Source organism: Salipiger bermudensis, assembly GCF_020171625.1.
GTDB lineage: Bacteria > Pseudomonadota > Alphaproteobacteria > Rhodobacterales > Rhodobacteraceae > Salipiger > Salipiger bermudensis_B.
In genome coordinates, this window is sequence record NZ_JAIUZY010000009.1 from 37,189 (window position 1) to 52,699 (window position 15,511).

Below are 15,511 nucleotides of genomic sequence, written 5' to 3' on the forward strand. Positions count from 1 at the left end.
GCTGCCCTATTCTCGATTTTAAATTCACATTTCACGCCGCTTTTTTGCCGATTTCGATCGGCAAAATACTGCCATGATGACGACGATCCTCGCCTTTGCGATTCTTTGCGTGAGCACGCTGCTGGTGCTGGGTAACCTCAGCATGGTAGCGCGCGACACCTTTGTCGCCGTGACCCAAGCGGCGGGGCGGCTGCGGCACAGCGGCAACCCGGGTGCCAAGCTCGCCTACGCGGCGCTCTGGCTGTTGATCTTCGCCCTAAGCATTCTACTTTGACGGGAATGGTGCGGGACATGAGCGACATGACAGAGCGACATCGGACAGGACGGACGGCCGGCGGGATCGGGCCGCTCGAGACGGGTCTCGCCGTGCTGACTCTTGCCGCCTTCCCTGTCCTGCTGCTGCTGTTTCAGGGCTCCGCCACATCCGTTTTCACTGCCGTTCTCGAACTGGTGCTGTTCCTCGCGGCGCTGCGCCTGATCCGTCGCGGGCAAATCCTGAAGATCGCCTATGACAAAGCGGAAACGGCGCGCGCGCCGCGCCTGCCGCGCAAGGTGATCGGCGCGCTGCTGATCGGCGTGATGGTGATGATCCTCGCCGGGCACCACTTTGTCGGGCTCCTGGTCCCCTTCGGGTTCGGCGTGCTCGCCACCGCGCTGACCCTTGCCGCGTTCGGAGCCGACCCCCTGCGGGACAAGGGTTTGGACGACACCCTGCCCGAGCCGCTGGCCACCGCCCGCCGCCCGCGTCCCGACGTCCAAGCCGCGCTGGATCGCATCGACGCCACGCTCGACGGCATGGTCTGCGAGATCGCGGCCCTTGGCGACGCACAGCTCACCCGCCACACCGAGGCGCTGAAAAGCGCCGTCATGGGCCTGATCCGGGCCCTCGGCGAGGATCCCGACGGCATGGAGCGGCTGCACCGGCCGGTGGTGAAGTTCGTCAAACTGCTGCGCCGCGAGAACGACGACCTGCTTGCAGCGTGGAACACCGATCATCGCGAGCGCGCGCGGCGGCGGTATCTCACCCGCATCACGGCGCTCGGCCAGACCTTCGAGGAATTTGCCCGGAAATCAGGCAGGAAAGCCGGGCGCGACGCGTTCGAGCTCGAGGCGGACCTGCTTTGGAACCGCAAACCGCTGCACCGCGCCGCATAAGCGGAGCCCCGCCGAGCGTCCCCCTAGCAACTCCTCCCCTTTGCACCTAAGTTTTCCGTGAACCGAGGAAATACTGGAGGCGGCATGTCCGGCACGGCCCTGCAGAAAGTGGCCTATGTCCTCCTGATCGTGCTCCTGTTCGGGGTGACGTCGGGATGGCTCGGGGGGCTCTGAGATGGCACAGCGCTACGGCGGCAAGTACAGCCCCGACGCCGCCCCCGAACAGACGGACGACCCGATTCGCCCCGGTCATTACCAGGGCGCCCGGGTCGATCCGGTGGGGGCACGCTCGAACGTCCTCTTCGTCCCGCCCATCGTGCTGGCCGCCACCTCGCTCGGAGACGGCGCCGCAGGGCTGGTGACCGGCCTGATCGGGGCCGGCGCGCTCTTGGCGGGGGCGTGGCTTCTGCGCGACGGGCTGCGGGCACAGTCCGCGTTCGATGAGCGCCGCGTGGCGCGCCGCCCGGCCATCCCGCGCAAGATCTTCGCCGCCGGCCTCGCTGGGATCGGGGTCGCCTTCGCCGCCTTCAAGTCCGAGCCCGGGCTGGTGGCGCCGGTGCTCTACGGGCTGTCGGCTCTGGCCCTGCACCTTGGCGCTTTCGGCATCGACCCGCTGAAGAGCAAGGGCATCGAAGGCATCGACAGCTTCCAGCAGGACCGCGTCGCCAAGGTCGTTGACGAGGCCGAGACCTATCTGTCCGAGATGCAGGACGCCGTGCGCCGCGCCGGTGACCGGCAGGTCGAGGCACGGGTCGAGCGGTTCCGCCAGAAGGCTTCCCTGCTGATCCGCACCGTCGAGGAAGACCCGCGCGACCTCACGGCGGCCCGGCGCTATCTGGGGGTCTACCTGATGGGCGCGCGCGACGCGGCGGTGAAATTCGCCGATCTCTACAGCCGCACGCAGGATCGCGGGGCGCGAGACGACTTCATGATGCTGCTGACCGACCTCGAAGAGAGCTTCGGCCAGAAGAACGAGAAACTCCTGCTCTCCAACAATGCCGATCTTACGGTCGAGATCGACGTTTTGCGGGACAGATTGAAACGCGATGGCGTGCGGCTGAGTTGAGCCTGTGCCGGGTCAGAACAGTACTAGGGGATATGCGATGTCCGAGAAGGTGAAAGCGGAGGCGGAGCAGACCGTCGCCATGGTCGACGAGGTTAATGCCGTGGTGCTGCCCGAGCCGGGCGAAGCGCGGGCCGTGATGTCGCTCGCAGAGGCGTCTCCCGAGGTTGGCGAAGAGATCCGCTCGCGGATGGACGAGATCGACATGAGCGACACCAACTCGATCGTCGCCTTCGGCGCGGGCGCACAGGTCGAGCTGCAGGAAATCAGCCAGTCGATGCTTGCGGGGGTCCGCAACAAGGATGTCGGCCCGGCCGGTGACAGCCTGCGCGAGATCGTCACCACCATTCGCGGCTTCTCGGTGTCCGAACTGGACGTGCGCCGCGACCGCAGCTGGTGGGAGAAGCTGCTGGGCCGCGCCGCGCCCTTCGCCAAGTTCACCGCCCGCTACGAGGAGGTGCAGGGCCAGATCGACAACATCACCGACAGCCTGCTCAAGCACGAGCACACGCTGCTCAAGGATATCAAGTCGCTCGACCTGCTTTACGACAAGACGCTCAATTTCTACGACGAGCTGGCGCTCTACATCGCGGCGGGCGAAGAGAAGCTCAAGGCGCTCGACGCCCATGACATCCCGGCCAAGGAAGCCGAAGTGCAGGCCGCAGCCGAGCACGATCAGGTGATGAAGGCGCAGGAGCTGCGCGACCTGCGTGCCGCACGCGACGATCTCGAGCGCCGGGTGCACGACCTCAAGCTCACCCGCCAGGTGACCATGCAGTCCCTGCCCTCGATTCGTCTGGTGCAGGAAAACGACAAGAGCCTCGTCACCAAGATCAACTCGACGCTGGTCAACACCGTGCCGCTCTGGGAAACCCAGCTGGCGCAGGCCGTGACCATTCAGCGCTCGGCAGAGGCCGCCGCCGCGGTGCGCGAGGCCAACGACCTGACCAACGAGCTTCTGACCGCCAACGCGTCCAACCTGCGCGACAGCAACAAGACGATCCGCACCGAGATGGAGCGCGGCGTGTTCGACATCGAGGCGGTGAAGCAGGCCAATGCCGACCTGATCGCGACGATCCAGGAAAGCCTGCAGATCGCCGACGAGGGCAAGGCCAAGCGCGCCGCCGCCGAAGAGGATCTCAAGACCATGGAGAACGAACTGCGCGACACGCTCGCCTCCGCCAAGTCGCGCCGCGACGGCACGGGCGACACGGCCGGCACCGCCGTGCCGGGCAACGCCTGAGCGATGCGCGCGCGCTGGCGTCATATCGGACTGGCCTTCGGGCTGCTCGCAGGTCTCGCGGCCTGCGACGACCAGACTCTGGCGCCCCGCCAGACCGACGTGCCGCCCAGCGCCCGCCCGGAAGGGCTGATCCCGCCCGAGCCGGAGGCGCCGCCACGCCGGCGCTCGCTCGCCAGCCGAGATCTCGAGACATACTACGCCAGCGTGCAGGCCGACCTGCTCGCGCAGGGGCTGTTGCGCACCGATGGCGGTGGCCCCGACACGCCCTTCACCGACACCATGCTGCTGCGCAATTTCGAGCGCATCGCGCTGGCCGAGGAGTATGAGCGCGGCGCCGGGCTGCGCCCCTCCCGCGGGGAGCTCGGGCGCATCAAGAAGTGGAACAAGCCCGTGCGCGTCGCGGTCGAGTTCGGCGAATTGGTGCCCGAGGAACAGCGGGTGAAGGACAGCAACATGGTGTCGCAATACGTCAGCCGTCTGGCCGGGATCAGCGGGCATCCGATCGCCATGGATGGCAGCGACACCAACTTCCACGTCCTCTTCATGTCCGAGGACGACAAGGCCGAGATCGCGCCGCGCATCCGCGCGCTTGTGCCGGATGTGAACCCTGCCTCGTTGAGGATCTTCGAGAACCTGCCGCGCTCCATCCACTGCCTCGTGATCGCCTTCTCCGAAACCCCCGGCGGCTACGACTACGGCGAAGCCATTGCGGTGATCCGCTCGGAGCATCCCGACCTTCTGCGCCGCTCCTGCATCCACGAGGAGATGGCGCAGGGGCTTGGTCTGGGCAACGACTCGCCGCAGGCGCGGCCGTCGATCTTCAACGACGACGACGAGTTCGCCCTCCTGACCACCCATGACGAGATGCTGCTCAAGCTGCTCTACGACCCGAGGGTGAAGGCAGGCATGGATGCGGACGAGGTCCGCCCCATCGTGGCCGCCCGCGCCGCCGAGCTTCTGGGCGGCTCGTCCTGAAGCACGCTTAACCGGGTGTTCACTTCTCACGCGTAGCACCGCTCCGGTATGACCGGGACGGGACGATGTTGGACGACGCCACCAAACAGCAGGTTCTCTCCAGTGCGCTGCGGCTGCGGCTTGCAAGCAGCGCGCTGACGCTGGATTTCTATGACCGTCTCTTCGACCGCGCGCCCGAACTGCGCGCGATGTTCCCTGCCGACGTCACTGCGCAGGCCGACAAGCTCTTCGACATGGTGCTCGTGCTGGTGCAATCGCTCGACCAGCTGCAGATGCTGGGGCCCGAGATCGAGGCGCTCGGCGCGCGCCATCTCCATTACGACGTGACAGAGGATCAGTATGCGCTGGTCTGCGAGGTGCTGCTCGATACGCTGGCACAGCACGTCGCCGACTGGTCCGAGGCTGATCGCAACGCCTGGTCGGTGCTGCTGAACCATGTCTGCGACCTGATGATCACCGGCGCCCGCAATCATGCCAGCTCTGCCGCCTGACCCCCGCGCCACGCCTCACGGCGCCGACGGAGGGCGGCACATCCGGCCTACGCTTTGCGCCCGGAGGCGGCGGCCCTGCCGCCCTCCCCGGCAGTTTCCCACCGCCGCCGCTTGTCTCCTGACAAGCCGTGGTTAAGTTGAGGGCAAACGCAGTTTCAGCGGGGCACCGCCATGGGCATTCTCGACTTCCTTTCCGGCCAGTTCATCGACGTCATCCATTGGGTCGACAACACCCGCGACACGATGGTCTGGCGCTTCGAGCGCGAGGGGCACGAGATCAAGTACGGTGCCAAGCTCACCGTCCGCGAGGGGCAGGCGGCGGTCTTCGTCCACGAGGGGCAACTGGCCGACGTGTTCACCCCCGGTCTCTACATGCTCGAGACCAACAACATGCCGATCATGACCAGTCTGCAGCACTGGGATCACGGCTTCCGCTCGCCCTTCAAATCCGAGATCTATTTCGTCAACACGACGCGGTTCAACGGTCTGAAATGGGGCACCAAGAACCCGATCATCTGCCGCGACCCCGAATTCGGCCCGGTGCGCCTGCGCGCCTTCGGCACCTACTCGGTGCGCGTCACCGACCCGGCCCGCTTCCTCAGCGAGATCGTCGGCACCGACGGCGAGTTCACCTCGGACGAGATCAGCTTCCAGATCCGCAACATCATCGTGCAGGAATTCTCGCGCCTGATCGCCGGTTCTGGCATTCCGGTGCTCGACATGGCGGCCAACACGCAAGAGCTTGGCAAGATGCTGGCCGATGGCATCTCGTCCACCATCGCCGAATACGGCCTGTCGCTGCCCGAGCTCTATATCGAGAACATCTCGCTGCCCGCGGCGGTCGAGGCCGCACTCGACAAGCGCACGTCGATGGGCGTGATCGGCAATCTCGACGCCTATACCAAGTTCCAGGCCGCTGAGGCGCTCGGCAAGGAAGGGTCTGCCGCCGGGCAGGCCATGGGCACCGGGTTCGGCGCCGGGCTCGGCATGTCGATGGGCGCGCAGATGACCGGGGCGCAGGCCGGCCCGTGGGGCGCCCGCCCTGCCGCCGCGCAGCCGCAGCAGCCCGCCGCCGCGGCCCCGCCGCCGCCTCCCCCGCCGCCGGTCGAGCATGTCTGGCACCTCGCAGAGAGTGGCCAGACCAGCGGCCCGTTCTCCAAGGCCCGGCTCGGGCGCATGGTCACCGAAGGCGGCCTGACGCGCGAAACCTATGTGTGGACGCAGGGGCAGGACGGCTGGAAACGCGCCGAAGACGTGGCCGAGCTTGCGCAACTCTTCACGGTGATGCCGCCGCCGCCCCCCGGGACATGAAAAACGCCGCCACGATCGGTGGCGGCTCATCTCGTTCTGCTCGGGCAAACGTGGTCTCAGGCCACGAATTCCACCTCGATAAAGCTCATCGGGGCATCGCCGTAGTTGATCACGTTGTGTTCGGTGCCGGCGTCGCGGCGATAGGCCTCTCCGGCCTTGGTCACTACCTCGCGCACCTCGCCGCCGGGCAGTTGCAGCCGCATGGTCAGATCGGTCAGCGCCACGATGACGTAGTCGTAGTCATGCACGTGCCAGCCGGTCTCGGCCCCCGGCGCGAAATCGAAGCGGGTGACGCGGGTCTTCGCGTCCGAGATCATCTGGGTGGCGGTGGCTTCATTGCACATCTGTCTCGTCCTTCTGGTACAGCGGGTAGATCCTGTCCTCCGACAGCGCGCTCATCAACATCGGAGCTTGGCAGGCATCGGACGGAAAGCTCAGCGAGTCATCGCGCATCGCCGGGAACGGCCGCCCGGGCGGGACCTGCGATTCGAAGATCAGCGTGCCGTCGATGCAGAGATCCTGCGCCGCGTTGCCGATGTTGAAGCCGAAACCGCCGGCGCCGCAATCGTTGCCGACCCCGTTCATGTTCCACGCCTGCGGCATCGGCGTTCCCTCGCCGAACACGGCGAATTCCGAGCTTTGCGGTAGGAAGGTCAGCATCCAGCTGGTTTCCTCGTTCAGCATCGAGAGCGCCCATCGCCCCACCGGATCGCCATTGCGGCTGCCCTCGATGAAAAAGCAGGTCAGGTCGCTGCCGGTCACGACGCCGTCGTCCTGCAGCGCCGCGTCGAAGGACATCCCCCCGCGCATCACGTAGCCGCCCCCGCCCTGCCACTCGAAGCGGTAGCGTGCTTCTTCGGCGCCGGTCACCCCGGCAGAGATGCAGAGCAACAGCCCTGCCAGCGCGGCACTCCTAAGGTGTCTCATGGCGATCTCTCAGCCTTCTTCTATCCTCTCGCGACCCGTCGGCCGGGCCTGTCCGGCGCCACCCTAGACAGCCGTTTCGGAAAGGAAAACCGGTTCCATCGCCCAGGCATCCGACCTAGGGTCGCCCTGCCGGAAACAGAGGGGTCGTGATGACCGAGGAACACCGTTTTCCCTGCCAGCAATGCGGCGCCGACTACCGCTATGATCCCGCCAAGGGGCAGCTGGTCTGCGACCATTGCGGCGACGTGCAGGAGATCTCCGAGCACGGCCCTTGGGGCAACGCGATCCGCGAGCTCGATTTCCGCGCCGCCATCGACGACCTTCTGCCGCTGCAGGAGATGGAGGACCTTCGCGTCACCCAGTGCCCCAATTGCGGCGCCGAGGTCGAGTTCGACGCCGACACCCACGCCACCGAATGCCCGTTCTGCGCCACGCCGGTGGTCACCGATACGGGCACGCATCGCCAGATCAAGCCGCGCGGCGTGCTGCCTTTCATCCTCGACGAGCGCGCCGCCCACGACGCCATGACGGGCTGGCTGGGCCGGCTCTGGTTCGCGCCCAACGGGCTCAAGGACTACGCCCGCAAGGGCCGCAGGATGCAGGGCATTTACGTGCCCTACTGGACCTTTGACGCGCAAACGCAATCGGCCTATCGCGGCCAGCGCGGCACGGTCTACTACGAGAGCCGCACGGTGATGCGCGACGGCAAGCGCCAGACCGTGCAGGTCGCCAAGGTGCGCTGGCGCTCGGTCTCAGGGCGCGTGGCGCGGTTCTTCGACGATGTGCTGGTGCTGGCCTCGCGCTCGCTGCCGAAGAAATTCACCGACGCGCTCGAGCCGTGGGATCTGACGCGGCTCGAGCCCTACCAGCCCGAGTTTCTCGCCGGGTTCCGCGCCGAGGGCTATCAGGTCGATCTCGACGAGGGCTTCCGCGAGGCCCGCGCCATCATGGACCGGCAGATCGAGCGCGACGTGAAGTTCGACATCGGCGGCGACCGTCAGCGCATCCAGTCCGTCGACACGCAGGTCGCCGCCGTCACCTTCAAGCACGTGCTGCTGCCGGTCTGGCTGGCCGCCTACAAGTATCGCGGCGAGACCTACCGTTTCGTGGTCAACGGCACCACCGGCCGGGTGCAGGGGGAACGACCCTGGTCGACCTGGAAGATCGCGCTTGCGGTGGTGCTGGGGCTGATCGTCGCCGGCATCGCGGGCTTCATCTTCGCGCAGGGGCAATAGCGCGCAACAGAGCTGCGCGCCTTGCCCGCCCCGCACCAATCCGGGCCTTGTTTCCAGACCCGCGACGCGGCAAGTTGCGGCGCTAACAGAGGGAGGACCGACGATGATCCTGTGCTGCGGCGAATCGCTGATCGACATGCTGCCCCGAACCGCAAGCACCGGGGAACCGAGCTTTGCGCCCGTCGCCGGGGGCGCGGTGTTCAACACCGCCATCGCGATCGGCCGTCTCGGCGCGCCGTGCGGCTATTTCGGGGGCCTCTCCACCGATCTCTTCGGCTCCGTCCTGGCCGAGGCGCTGACCGCCTCGCGGGTCGATTTCGCGCGCGCGCCGCGCTCGGAAAGGCCCACCACGCTGGCTTTCGTAACGCTGACCGATGGCCACGCCCAGTACGCCTTTTACGACGAGAACACCGCCGGGCGGATGCTGTCGGAAGACGACCTGCCCACGCTCGGCACCGAGACCGAGGCCCTGTTCTTCGGCGGCATCAGTCTGGTCTCCGAACCCGCCGCCGACAGCTACGCGGCCCTTTGCGCGCAAGCGGGCGAGCGGCTGGTGATGATCGACCCAAACATTCGCCCCGGCTTCATCACCGACGAGCCGCGCTATCGCGCCCGGCTGGAGGCGATGCTCTCCCGCGCCGACATCGTGAAGATCTCCGACGAGGACATGGCCTGGCTCGGCACCACGCCCGCGGCGCTGATCGAAGGCGGGGCGGCGCTGGTGCTCGAGACGCGCGGTGCGGAGGGCGTGGTGGCCTATAGCGACGACGGCGAGATCGCCGTCGCGGCGGAGCGCGCCGAGGTGGTCGACACCGTCGGCGCAGGCGACACGTTCAACGCGGGCCTGCTCGCCGGGCTCTGGCGCGACGGGCTGCTATCGCACGGCGCGGTCCGCGGCGCGGCGCTCGAAGATTTGCGCCCGGCCATCGCGCTCGGTGCCAAGGCGGCGGCGGTCACCGTCAGCCGCGCCGGAGCCAACCCGCCGTGGGAGACCGAGCTGTGAGGGCGCTGATCCAGCGCGTCTCGGAGGCGCAGGTCGCGGTCGAGGGGGCGGTTCTGGGCGAGATCGGCCCCGGCCTTCTGGTTCTGGTCTGCGCCATGCAGGGCGATACTGAGGCACAGGCCGACAAGCTCGCCGCCAAGATCGCCAAGCTGCGCATCTTCCGGGACGAGGCGGACCGCATGAACCTGTCGGTGCGCGACGTCTCCGGCGCAGCGCTGGTGGTCAGCCAGTTCACGCTCGCCGCCGAGACCAAGGGCAACCGCCCGGGATTCTCCACCGCCGCCGCCCCGGAGGACGGCAAGCGCCTCTACGAGCATTTCGCAGCAAAGCTGCAGGCCGAGGGCCTGCCCGTGGCCACCGGCCGCTTCGGCGCAGACATGAAGGTGTCGCTGGTCAATGACGGACCGGTGACGATCTGGCTCGACACCGAAAGCTGAGCCTCTAGCGACAGGCGGCGGCGCCGGGATGATGCGCCGCCCTGCCGCACGGGCCTCTCGCGCGGGTCAGCCCCCGACCCGGTTCGGCACCGCGTCGCCGGCAAAGAACGCCCGCAGGTTCTCGACCGCCATCCGACCCATGTCCTCGCGCACCTCCAGCGTCGAGGTGCCCAGATGCGGCAGCAGCACCACGTTGTCGAGCGCCCTGAGCGCCTCGGGCACCTTGGGCTCGAACTCGTAGACGTCGAGCCCCGCCCCGCCGATCGCCCGCGCCTCCAGCGCCGCGATCAGCGCGGCCTCGTCGACGATGTCGCCGCGCGCGATGTTGACCAGATGCGCCGTCGGTTTCATCGCCGCAAGCACGCCTGCATCGACCATATGGTGGGTCTCTGGGCTTGCCGGAAGCGAGACCACCAGCACATCGACCTCCGCCGCCAGCGCCTCGGGCGAGGCGTAGCGCTCCGCCGGGAACTCGAGGCTCTTCTCCGAGCGCGAGGCATAGGCCACCGACATGCCGAAGCCGAAATGGCAGCGCCGCGCGATGGCCTGCCCGATGCGGCCCATCCCGAGAATACCCACGCGCTTGCCGGTCATGTGCAGGCCGAGCATCTGCACCGGGTGCCAGCCCTGCCAGTCTCCCGAGCGCACCAGCCGCTCGCCCTCGGCAGCGCGGCGGCAGCTCATCAGCATCAGCGTCATGGCGATGTCGGCGGTGGCGTCGGTGACGGCGCCGGGGGTGTTGGTCACGGTGATCCCCGCAGCCTTGGCCGCTGCCACGTCGATATGATTGAAGCCCACGCCGAAATTGGCGAGGATTTTCGCCCGCGGCGAACCCGCCGCCTCGAAGACCTCCGCCGAAAACCCGTCGCCCAGCGTCACCAGAGCGCCGTCATACTCCGACAGGGCCGCGACCATCTCGTCGCGGCTCAGCGGCGCGGGGCTGTCGCGATAAGTGACGTCGAAGAGCGCGCGCGCCTCGTCGACGACCCGCTCGGGCAGGTTGCGGCCGATCAGAACGCGGTTCAATGCAGCCGCGCCCCGAGGGGCACCTCCCCGTCGGGGCCGGCCAGCACCACGGCCCCGTCCGCGTCGGTGAAGCCCAGTGTCAGGCATTGCGACATGAACGGGCCAATCTGGCGCGGCGGGAAGTTCACCACCGCCATCACCTGCCGCCCCACCAGCGCCTCGGGCGTGTAATGCTCGGTGATCTGGGCCGAGCTCTTCTTCTCGCCGATCTCGGGGCCGAAATCGATCCAGAGCTTGATCGCGGGCTTGCGCGCCTCGGGGAAGGGTTCGGCGCGCACCACCTTGCCGACACGGATGTCGACCTTGAGGAAATCGTCGAAGCTGATCTCAGCCATTGGCCAACTCCCGCGAGCGGTCGGCGGCGGCGGCGACGGTGGCTTTCATCAGGGGGGGCAGACCCGCCTCCTCATCCATCAGCACCTCGAGCCCGGCCTGCGTGGTGCCGTTGGGCGAGGTCACGTTGCGGCGCAGCTGGGCGGGATCGTCCGCCGCCTGCATCGCCAGCGCACCGGCGCCCGCGACGGTCGCCTTGGCAAGCTGCAGGGCAAGCTCGGGGGCCAGCCCCTGCGCCTCGCCCGCCGCGGCCAGACACTCGATCATGTGGAACACGTAGGCCGGGCCCGAGCCGCTGACCCCGGTGACGGCATCCATCTGCGCCTCGGCCTCGAGCCGCACCACCTCGCCCACGGCGGACAGAAGCTCCTCGGCCTGGGCCATCTGCGTCTCGGAGGCCGGCGCGTTGCCGACGATGGCGGTGATGCCCTGCCCCACCGCGGCGGGCGTGTTGGGCATGGCGCGAATGATCGGGGTGTCGGCCCCGAGCGTCGCCTCGTAGCTGGCGATGGTGACCCCGGCGGCCACCGACAGGAACAGCGTGGTGCCATTGCCGAGCGGCTGCAGCACCGGCAGCGCCTCGGCCATCATCTGCGGCTTCACCGCCACCAGCACGATGGCCGGGTCGGCGGGCAGCTCCGCGTTGAGGTTGACGCCCTGCGCCTGCAGCCAGTCCGAGGGGTGCGGGTCCATCACCCAGACAGACCTGGCCGGCAGCCCGCGCTTCAGCCAGCCCTCGAGCATCGCCGATCCCATCTTGCCACAGCCCAGCAGCACCAGCCCGCGCCGCGCGATTTCACCGTTTTCCATCTTCGTCGCTCTCCCGTTCTTGGCGTCAATCTGTCGCGAGACACGACCGGTTGCAAGCAGCCGGGACATCGGGTGTGCGCGTGGGCCGCCCTGCGCAGGCTGGGCGCCTGGGCGGGCGGTGGCGTGGTTCTCGCTATGGGCGGAAATGAAGGGGCGGGGATCACCTCGCCGGGGTGACATGGGCCGCGTCCGGCAGCAGCCAAAGCCATCGCCGGTCTCAGATATCTCTCCCCGAAACGGACCTCGAGGATCAGGCTTTTGTCAAAGGGCGGCCCGGCAGGCACCTAGGCCCCGACACCTGCCACGCCGCCCAAGATTTTTCGTCGAAAAATCTTGCCGCTCAGGCCCGGCCGTAGGCCTCGGCGATGGCGATCTGCACCGCCTCGGAGGCGGGCTTGTTGGCCCAGGCCACCAGCTGGAACGCCGGGTAGTAGCGCTCGGAGGCCAGCACCGCGGCGGCGATCATCGTGTCGATCTGCTCGGGGCTGGCGCTCTGGCCGCCGGCCAGGACGAGGCCGTAGCGATAGACCATCAGCTTGGGCTCGGCCCAGAAGCTGAACGAGCCCGCCCAGCATTGATCGTTGATCGTGTTGAGCGCGGTGAACAGCTCCGGCAGCGACTCTTCCGGCGGCTCCATCTCGAAGCTGCAGATCAGGCGCAGGGTCTCGTCATAGGGCGACCAGGCAAGGGTGATCGAATAGGTGCGCCACTGGCCCTCGACGGCCATCGCGATCTGGTCTTCGCCCACCCGGTCGAAATCCCAGTCGTGGTGTTCGGCCAGCGTCTCGACGATGTCGATCGGGTGAATCTCGTCGCTCAGAAACTCTTCGGACAGTGCCATGCGCCACCTCATTTTTTCGCTGTAGCACCGGGGAACGGGCCGCGCCCCAAGCGCTAGCTGACTGCTCTAGGGGCTGGGAGTTGTATCCCTCCCCTTACCAGATATCGTGCCTGTGGCATGCACCTACTGTAAAGCGAAATATTAGAGACACACCCAATAAGTTGTGGACGGCTTGTGGCAAAGCCCAAGATAAGAGCTGTGGACATGTGGAGCGATCTGGGGATGAATTCAGCACCGCAGCGCGCAACCCCCAGCCCCACCGGCGGCTGAAGCCCGTCGCGAGGGATCCCCGGATCTGTGGACAGTCAGGAGACGAAATCCTGCCCGTAACACACCGAAAGCACCGCCGGGGCGGCCAGCTCCGAGACGACCTCGAAATGCTGCTCCATCAACCGCTCGCCATCCGCCTCGAGCGCCATGACCCACGGGCCCGGCACCATCTCGTAGGGGTACTCGAAGGTGAACATGTTGAGGCTGGCGCGGCCCTCGGAAAGCGGCGAGGTCCAGCTCTCGGTGGTGACGCCCTCCGGCCCCATCGGCGGATGGGTGACGAGGATGGTCACGTCTCGGTCGCCGGCGCCCGGGCGGAGGGTGAACTTCACCCCGAAGCTGATGCCCGCCTTCGCCGGCACCACGCGGGTCGTCACATCCATGTCGCGGGTCTGCTCGATGAGATTGATCGCCCCCATGATGGTGTCCGGCGCCTCGCGCGCGCCCTCCGGCGTGACCTGGCAGATGACGCCGTGATCGATGACCACCACGGGATCGCGGGCGTAGGACTCGCCCGGCGCGGCGTGAGCCATCGAAACCAGCGCGAAAGCGGCGCAGAGGGCGGACAGCAGGCGAACCATGGCGATCTCCGGCGAAGGGTGTCTCTTTGCAATACCGGCTCCGTGGACCTGCGCAAACCCCTCCGCGTCCGCGTCCTGTGCAAGCGGTGGCATTCCGCCCGCGCGCCCTGCCCCGCAGACACGCAAACGCCCGCCGCAGAAGCGACGGGCGCTGCACATCCAGCGAAGGCGGGCCGGCTCAGCCGATGGCGGCGGCCTTCACGTCCTCGTCGATATAGGGGACATACTGCTCGAAGTTGTCCGCAAACATCTTCACCAACCGCTCGGCCTGCGCGTCGAACGCGTCTTTGTCGGACCAGGTGCGGCGCGGATCAAGCAGCAGCTCGGGCACGCCCTCGACCTTAACCGGGACCTCGAAGCCGAAGTTCGGATCCTTGCGGAACTCGACCTTGGCGAGCGAGCCGTTCAGCGCGGCGTGCAGCAGCGCGCGGGTCGCCTTGATCGGCATCCGGTGGCCGGTGCCGTAGGCGCCGCCGGTCCAGCCGGTGTTAACGAGCCAGCAGGTCGCGCCGTGCTTGGCGATCTTGTCGCGCAGCAGGTTACCGTACATCTCCGGGCGCAGCGGCATGAAGGGCGCGCCGAAGCAGGTCGAGAAGGTCGGCTGCGGCTCGGTGATGCCACGCTCGGTGCCGGCCACCTTCGAGGTGAAACCCGACAGGAAGTGGTACATTGCCTGCGCCGGGGTGAGCCGCGCGATCGGCGGCAGCACACCGAAGGCGTCGCAGGTCAGCATGATGATGTTCTTCGGATGGCCGCCAAGCGCCGTCGACGACGCGTTCGAGATATACTCGAGCGGGTAGGCGCAGCGCATGTTGGCGGTCAGGCTGTCATCGTCGAAATCAAGCTCGAAGGTCTCTTCGTCAAAGACCATGTTCTCGATCACGGTGCCGAATTTCGAGGTCGTGGCGTAGATCTCGGGCTCGGCATCGGCGGAGAGGTTGATGGTCTTGGCGTAGCAGCCGCCCTCGAAGTTGAAGGTGCCGCGATCCGACCAGCCGTGCTCGTCATCGCCGATCAGCACGCGCTCGGGATCGGCCGAGAGCGTGGTCTTGCCGGTGCCCGACAGGCCGAAGAAGATCGCGGTGTCGACCGGGTTGTTCGGCGCGTGGTTGGCCGAGCAGTGCATCGCCATGATGCCCTTAAGCGGCAGCATGTAGTTGAGCAGCGTGAAGACCGACTTCTTGTTCTCGCCGGCGTACTCGGTGCCGCCGATGAGGATGGTCTTGCGGTCGAAGTTCATCGCGATGACGGTGTCGGAGCGGCAGTTGTGACGCTCGGGATCGGCCTTGAAGGTCGGGCAGTTGATAACCGTGAAATCCGCCATGAACGACTCGAGCGTGTCGCGCTCAGGGCGGCGCAGCATGTGGCGGATGAACAGACCATGCCAGGCCAGCTCGGTCACCATCCGCACCTTGATCGAGTAGGCCGGGTCGGCCCCGCCGATCAGGTCCTCGACGAAATACTCGCCACCCTTCATGTGCTCGAGCATGTCGGTGTAGAGATTGTCGAACCCTTCGGGGGTCATCTCGCGGTTGTTTTCCCACCAGATCTTGTCGGCGACGGAGTCGGTTTTGACCACGTGCTTGTCCTGCGGCGACCGACCGGTGAACTTGCCCGTGGTGACGTAGAAGGCGCCGCCCTTGCCAAGCGTGCCCTCGCCGCGTTTGAGGGCGGCCTCGATCAGCGCCGGCTCCATAAGATTGTAATAGACATTCCCCAGGCCTTCGATCCCTTGATCTTCAAGCCGGAAATCCGGGTTCACCCGTCCAAATGTCATCTGCCAAGCTCCTGTAGCCGCGCCACACGCGGC

General features: G+C 67.1%; 18 protein-coding genes. 10 read left to right on the top strand and 8 right to left on the bottom strand.

The window, feature by feature from the left end:
• The first annotated feature begins 73 nt into the window (after positions 1–73).
• From LCM15_RS15920 to LCM15_RS15950, 7 genes are all read left to right on the top strand, one after another.
• A complete protein-coding gene (locus LCM15_RS15920) occupies positions 74–274 on the top strand; it encodes a hypothetical protein (protein ID WP_224858147.1) in 201 nt (66 codons plus the stop codon).
• A gap of 17 nt (positions 275–291) precedes the next feature.
• Entirely contained in the window at positions 292–1,155 is an 864-nt protein-coding gene (locus LCM15_RS15925) for a hypothetical protein (RefSeq protein ID WP_224858149.1), read from the top strand.
• Between the two features lie 175 nt (positions 1,156–1,330).
• Positions 1,331–2,221, top strand: coding sequence for a 5-bromo-4-chloroindolyl phosphate hydrolysis family protein (locus LCM15_RS15930; RefSeq protein WP_224858151.1), 891 nt, complete (start codon positions 1,331–1,333; stop codon positions 2,219–2,221).
• Between the two features lie 37 nt (positions 2,222–2,258).
• On the top strand, positions 2,259–3,461 hold the full coding sequence (locus tag LCM15_RS15935; protein ID WP_224858153.1) for a toxic anion resistance protein: 1,203 nt from the start codon (positions 2,259–2,261) through the stop codon (positions 3,459–3,461).
• Positions 3,462–3,464: 3 nt separating this feature from the next.
• Positions 3,465–4,436: a DUF2927 domain-containing protein gene (locus LCM15_RS15940; protein WP_224858155.1), complete on the top strand. Its 972-nt coding sequence runs from the start codon at positions 3,465–3,467 to the stop codon at positions 4,434–4,436.
• A 65-nt stretch (positions 4,437–4,501) separates the two neighbouring features.
• Positions 4,502–4,927, top strand: coding sequence for a globin domain-containing protein (locus tag LCM15_RS15945; protein WP_224858157.1), 426 nt, complete (start codon positions 4,502–4,504; stop codon positions 4,925–4,927).
• Between the two features lie 171 nt (positions 4,928–5,098).
• Positions 5,099–6,238 carry an SPFH domain-containing protein gene (locus tag LCM15_RS15950; protein WP_224858159.1) on the top strand — a complete coding sequence of 380 codons (1,140 nt, stop codon included), beginning with the start codon at positions 5,099–5,101 and terminating at the stop codon, positions 6,236–6,238.
• Between the two features lie 56 nt (positions 6,239–6,294).
• On the opposite strand, the gene LCM15_RS15955 is transcribed toward LCM15_RS15950, so the two are convergent.
• Positions 6,295–6,582 (bottom strand): cupin domain-containing protein, encoded by a 288-nt coding sequence (locus LCM15_RS15955; RefSeq protein WP_224858161.1) that lies wholly within the window; start codon positions 6,580–6,582, stop codon positions 6,295–6,297.
• Entirely contained in the window at positions 6,572–7,165 is a 594-nt protein-coding gene (locus LCM15_RS15960) for a hypothetical protein (protein WP_224858163.1), read from the bottom strand. The genes LCM15_RS15955 and LCM15_RS15960 overlap by 11 nt, the downstream gene beginning before the upstream one ends.
• 149 nt (positions 7,166–7,314) lie before the next feature.
• Here LCM15_RS15960 and LCM15_RS15965 point away from each other — a divergent pair, with 149 nt between their 5' ends.
• The 3 genes from LCM15_RS15965 to dtd all read left to right on the top strand — a co-directional run bounded on the left by LCM15_RS15965 (position 7,315) and on the right by dtd (position 9,840).
• Positions 7,315–8,400, top strand: a complete 1,086-nt coding sequence (locus tag LCM15_RS15965) for a TFIIB-type zinc finger domain-containing protein (RefSeq protein WP_224858164.1) — start codon at positions 7,315–7,317, stop codon at positions 8,398–8,400.
• Between the two features lie 103 nt (positions 8,401–8,503).
• Positions 8,504–9,403 carry a carbohydrate kinase family protein gene (locus LCM15_RS15970; RefSeq protein WP_224858165.1) on the top strand — a complete coding sequence of 300 codons (900 nt, stop codon included), beginning with the start codon at positions 8,504–8,506 and terminating at the stop codon, positions 9,401–9,403.
• Entirely contained in the window at positions 9,400–9,840 is a 441-nt protein-coding gene (gene dtd, locus LCM15_RS15975) for a D-aminoacyl-tRNA deacylase (protein WP_224858166.1), read from the top strand. Before LCM15_RS15970 ends, dtd begins: the two co-directional genes overlap by 4 nt.
• 66 nt (positions 9,841–9,906) lie before the next feature.
• On the opposite strand, the gene LCM15_RS15980 is transcribed toward dtd, so the two are convergent.
• The 6 genes from LCM15_RS15980 to LCM15_RS16005 all read right to left on the bottom strand — a co-directional run bounded on the left by LCM15_RS15980 (position 9,907) and on the right by LCM15_RS16005 (position 15,478).
• A complete protein-coding gene (locus LCM15_RS15980; RefSeq protein WP_224858167.1) occupies positions 9,907–10,866 on the bottom strand; it encodes a 2-hydroxyacid dehydrogenase in 960 nt (319 codons plus the stop codon).
• Complete coding sequence (locus LCM15_RS15985; RefSeq protein ID WP_224858168.1) at positions 10,863–11,201, bottom strand: tRNA-binding protein; 339 nt, start codon at positions 11,199–11,201, stop codon at positions 10,863–10,865. The genes LCM15_RS15980 and LCM15_RS15985 overlap by 4 nt, the downstream gene beginning before the upstream one ends.
• A complete protein-coding gene (gene proC, locus LCM15_RS15990) occupies positions 11,194–12,009 on the bottom strand; it encodes a pyrroline-5-carboxylate reductase (RefSeq protein WP_224858169.1) in 816 nt (271 codons plus the stop codon). The genes LCM15_RS15985 and proC overlap by 8 nt, the downstream gene beginning before the upstream one ends.
• Positions 12,010–12,349: 340 nt before the next feature.
• The gene (locus LCM15_RS15995; RefSeq protein ID WP_224858170.1) at positions 12,350–12,850 is read right to left on the bottom strand and encodes a YbjN domain-containing protein; all 501 of its coding nucleotides are present in this window, start codon (positions 12,848–12,850) and stop codon (positions 12,350–12,352) included.
• Positions 12,851–13,155: 305 nt separating this feature from the next.
• Positions 13,156–13,701: a DUF3859 domain-containing protein gene (locus tag LCM15_RS16000; RefSeq protein WP_224858172.1), complete on the bottom strand. Its 546-nt coding sequence runs from the start codon at positions 13,699–13,701 to the stop codon at positions 13,156–13,158.
• Between the two features lie 178 nt (positions 13,702–13,879).
• On the bottom strand, positions 13,880–15,478 hold the full coding sequence (locus LCM15_RS16005; protein WP_224858174.1) for a phosphoenolpyruvate carboxykinase: 1,599 nt from the start codon (positions 15,476–15,478) through the stop codon (positions 13,880–13,882).
• Positions 15,479–15,511 lie beyond the last annotated feature (33 nt).

Bases quoted from the DNA above. Each gene is read 5' to 3' on its own strand.
- LCM15_RS15935 (WP_224858153.1), top strand. From the start codon at position 2,259: ATGTCCGAGAAGGTGAAAGCGGAGGCGGAGCAGACCGTCGCCATGGTC.
- LCM15_RS15950 (WP_224858159.1), top strand. From the start codon at position 5,099: ATGGGCATTCTCGACTTCCTTTCCGGCCAGTTCATCGACGTCATCCAT.
- LCM15_RS16000 (WP_224858172.1), bottom strand. From the start codon at position 13,701: ATGGTTCGCCTGCTGTCCGCCCTCTGCGCCGCTTTCGCGCTGGTTTCG.
- LCM15_RS15930 (WP_224858151.1), top strand. From the start codon at position 1,331: ATGGCACAGCGCTACGGCGGCAAGTACAGCCCCGACGCCGCCCCCGAA.
- LCM15_RS15945 (WP_224858157.1), top strand. From the start codon at position 4,502: ATGTTGGACGACGCCACCAAACAGCAGGTTCTCTCCAGTGCGCTGCGG.
- proC (WP_224858169.1), bottom strand. From the start codon at position 12,009: ATGGAAAACGGTGAAATCGCGCGGCGCGGGCTGGTGCTGCTGGGCTGT.
- LCM15_RS15970 (WP_224858165.1), top strand. From the start codon at position 8,504: ATGATCCTGTGCTGCGGCGAATCGCTGATCGACATGCTGCCCCGAACC.
- LCM15_RS15985 (WP_224858168.1), bottom strand. From the start codon at position 11,201: ATGGCTGAGATCAGCTTCGACGATTTCCTCAAGGTCGACATCCGTGTC.
- LCM15_RS15965 (WP_224858164.1), top strand. From the start codon at position 7,315: ATGACCGAGGAACACCGTTTTCCCTGCCAGCAATGCGGCGCCGACTAC.
- LCM15_RS15955 (WP_224858161.1), bottom strand. From the start codon at position 6,582: ATGTGCAATGAAGCCACCGCCACCCAGATGATCTCGGACGCGAAGACC.
- LCM15_RS15920 (WP_224858147.1), top strand. From the start codon at position 74: ATGATGACGACGATCCTCGCCTTTGCGATTCTTTGCGTGAGCACGCTG.
- LCM15_RS15960 (WP_224858163.1), bottom strand. From the start codon at position 7,165: ATGAGACACCTTAGGAGTGCCGCGCTGGCAGGGCTGTTGCTCTGCATC.
- LCM15_RS15995 (WP_224858170.1), bottom strand. From the start codon at position 12,850: ATGGCACTGTCCGAAGAGTTTCTGAGCGACGAGATTCACCCGATCGAC.
- LCM15_RS15940 (WP_224858155.1), top strand. From the start codon at position 3,465: ATGCGCGCGCGCTGGCGTCATATCGGACTGGCCTTCGGGCTGCTCGCA.
- LCM15_RS15925 (WP_224858149.1), top strand. From the start codon at position 292: ATGAGCGACATGACAGAGCGACATCGGACAGGACGGACGGCCGGCGGG.
- LCM15_RS16005 (WP_224858174.1), bottom strand. From the start codon at position 15,478: ATGACATTTGGACGGGTGAACCCGGATTTCCGGCTTGAAGATCAAGGG.